The organism is Streptomyces katrae (assembly GCF_000966975.1).
Lineage (GTDB): Bacteria > Actinomycetota > Actinomycetes > Streptomycetales > Streptomycetaceae > Streptomyces > Streptomyces katrae.
In genome coordinates this window covers 1-2,998 of sequence record NZ_JZWV01000018.1, presented here as the reverse complement: position 1 = coordinate 2,998, position 2,998 = coordinate 1, and the positions used below count along the sequence as shown (strand labels likewise).

Here is a 2,998-nt window from a genome sequence, read left to right as displayed (position 1 = left end):
CTCCGACCGGTCCTTCTGAGAGCGCGGGGTCCCGTCGCGCGCGGCGGGACCCCTCCGCCGCACATACCGCTCCGCTCCCCCGCACCGCGGACCGCTCCCCGGACCGCGGACCGCGCCCCGGGCCTCACAGCACGCCGGAGGCCGACCCCCGTTCCCGCACCGTCATCCTGCGCAGCAGGGCCCGTACCCGGTCGCTCGACTCGTCCGCCGCGTCGATCGACTCTATGCACTGCCAGTACAGGCCCTCGTCGTCCGTCGCGCAGGCCACTCCGACGAGCGCTATCCCGACCTCGCCGAGCAGCGCCTGCAGCCCCAGGAGAGCCTGCCGCAGATCGGCCACCCCCGTCAGCTGCGCCGCCCGCGGCGGCTGATCGGGTGCGGCGCCCTCGGCCTCGCCCAGGGCCGCGCGGTCCACGGCCCCGCAGCCTCTGCTCCCCGCTTCCCCCAGCCCCCGTGCCTCCGCTCTGAGCTCCGGCGGGCCCGTGACCGCCAGCCAGCTCCCCACCCCCTGGGCGAGCGCCTGGGCCTGCCAGGCCTCGCCCACGATGTCCCACGCAGCCGCGCTCCGTGCCAGCGCGTGCCGGCCGGCCGCGATCAGCCGTACCGCATCCATATGCCGTCCCCCGTCCGCACGACATCCCGCCAATCTCCACTACCCAGAGTGAAGGCAACGAGCCAGTAAAGCCAGGGGTATTCGGAAATCTGTGGACACAAACAAGGTTGTGGACGACGCCATCACTCCGAAGAGTGACGATCTGGTGCCGATGTCCCGCTCGTCGGGAAACGGTGCTCGTTCCTTTCGATCTTCGCAGCGAGCGCATCCAGCACATCCACCCCGAGAACCTCACAGAACTGCAGCAGATACGCCATCACGTCGGCCACCTCATCGGTCACCCGGTGTGCGCCTTCCGGCGTTTCCATGATCGCTGCCGACTGTTCCGGTGTCAGCCACTGGAAGATCTCGACCAGTTCGGAGGCCTCCACGCTCAGCGCGACGGCCAGGTTCTTGGGGGTGTGGTACGGGGCCCAGTCCCGGGCGGCCGCGAAGTCGGCCAGCCGTCGCTGGAGTCGGTACAGCCGTTCGCCGTGCGGTGGCGGCTCCGGCCCGTCGTCCGTGGGTGCAGCACTCATGGGGACAGGTCTACCACTGAGACGCCGGGGAGTTCCCGGGCGGTTCCCGCGGCGTCCTCGCCGACCGCCGCCACCAGCCGGATGTGGCCGCGCTCGCCGGACAGCAGGGCCAGGCGCAGCAGTTCGGCGTACTGCCGCCGGTCCAGGCCCCGGTCGAGGCCGTCGGCGAGCACGGTCAGCGCCTGCCGGGCCGAGAGGAGTTCGGCGGCCGGGTCCACGGCCAGCACCCCGGGCCCGGTGAGCAGGACGAGGGCCAGGGCCAGGAACCGGAGTTCACCGTCGGCGAGCCGGCCGAACTCCGTGCCGGGCCGCCCGGCTCCACGCTCCAGCACGGCCGCCACCAGCCCACCGGCGCTCCCGAGCGCGGCCGCGCCGCTCCCGACGGCGCCCCCGCCCGGGGCGGCCCCGCGCACCCCCAGCCCGGTCACCGGCCCCGCGCACCCGGTCGCCGCCGCCCGGGCCCAGGTTGCGGCAGTCGGCCCGCAACCGCCCCTCGCCGGGCGGCACGGGCGCCCGCATCCGGCCGGGCCGCGGATCGCAGGGGAACACCGACCGCAGCGCCACCACCACCTGTTCGGCCGCGGCCAGCACCCGCCGCTGCCCGGCCGTGGCCCCGGCCACGCGCAGCGGCAGCAGGGCGGTGCCGAGCCGGTCGCCGGGCAGCGGGGCTCGGGTCATTCCGGTGGCCCCGCCGGTCAGCCAGGCGGCCTGGACGGAGGGCCGGCGCGGGTCGCGCAGGGCGGTGGTGAGGAGGACGTCCCCCTCCTGGGAGAGCCGTTCGCCGGCGATCCGGAGCGTGGGCTCCGTCTGTACGGCGAGGGCGAGGCGGACGGGGCCGGCCGGGCCGTCGACGGTGCAGCCGATCCGGAAACCGCGCCGCCCGCCGCCGTCGGGCCGGGCCGCCTCCGGTACCCGGGCCTCCGGGTCGGGGAAGACCTCCTCCAGCACGTCCCCGGAGGCGAGCCGGGCCAGGGCCGCGTAGGCCTCCAGCGCCTGGGACTTGCCGCTGCCGCTGGGCCCGGCGAGCAGGGTCACCGGGCCCAGCGGGAAGGCCGCGGCCCGGTGCGGGCCGAAGGAGGACAGCCGTAACTCGGTCACGACGGGCCGCCGGTACTCCCCCGGCCGGCTCCGGTGCTCCCCCGGCCCGGTCCGGTGCTCCCCCGGCCGGGCCCCTGGGACGGGGTGTTCGTCGTCTGCAACGGATGGCGCGCCCGGGGCCCCGGGCCCCGCCGCGCTCAAAGTGGCGTCCATGGCCGGACGGTACGGTCCGCGGGGCCCCGGCCGGGTCCGGCGAACCGTTCCACCGCCGCGGTCTTCCTACGATCGGGGGACGGCCGCGGCCGCGATCCCCTCGACCTCGGTCCCGACGGGCGCGAGCAGGAAGACGTTCCGGTCGACCCGGTGCATACCGCTGCCCAGCCCGAAGACCACCCCGCTGCTGAAGTCGAGGATCCTCTTGGCCACTTCGCTGTCCGCGCCGGTGAGGTCCAGCAGGACCGGGATCTGCGCGATCAGGTACTCCGCCACCTCCCGCGCGTCGGCGAAGATCTGGACCCGGATCACCACGAAGCGCCGCTGCTGTTCCGCCGCGGACGCCCCGGCGGCCTTGGGGATCGTGCGGTGGTCCACCCGGGAGGGCCATTCGTTGCGACTGCGCAGCGGCACCACCTGCGCGAGTCCCTCCCACTGCTCGTCGGTGACGTCGTACCTGCTCACCGGGCCGCCTCGGCCGTGCGCTTCATGTGCATCCCCCCATCCTCTCGCGTTTCACCCGTTCGGCCCAACACCGACACGAAGCACGTAGGGTCGCCGCCATGACCAATGGCGACGAGGTCCGCACGTTACGCGACGTCGCGGGCGCGGACCC

General features: G+C 74.8%; 3 protein-coding genes and 1 pseudogene. All 4 read right to left on the bottom strand.

What is annotated here, in order from left to right:
- Positions 1-124: 124 nt before the first annotated feature.
- Positions 125-613, bottom strand: coding sequence for a DUF6099 family protein (locus VR44_RS01400; RefSeq protein WP_045945475.1), 489 nt, complete (start codon positions 611-613; stop codon positions 125-127).
- Positions 614-735: 122 nt separating this feature from the next.
- Complete coding sequence (locus VR44_RS01395; protein ID WP_211274993.1) at positions 736-1,131, bottom strand: nucleotide pyrophosphohydrolase; 396 nt, start codon at positions 1,129-1,131, stop codon at positions 736-738.
- Positions 1,128-2,382 (bottom strand): annotated as a pseudogene (locus tag VR44_RS01390) (AAA family ATPase). Before VR44_RS01390 ends, VR44_RS01395 begins: the two are co-directional and overlap by 4 nt.
- Positions 2,383-2,448: 66 nt before the next feature.
- Positions 2,449-2,847 (bottom strand): cell division protein SepF, encoded by a 399-nt coding sequence (locus VR44_RS01385; protein ID WP_045945474.1) that lies wholly within the window; start codon positions 2,845-2,847, stop codon positions 2,449-2,451.
- Positions 2,848-2,998 lie beyond the last annotated feature (151 nt).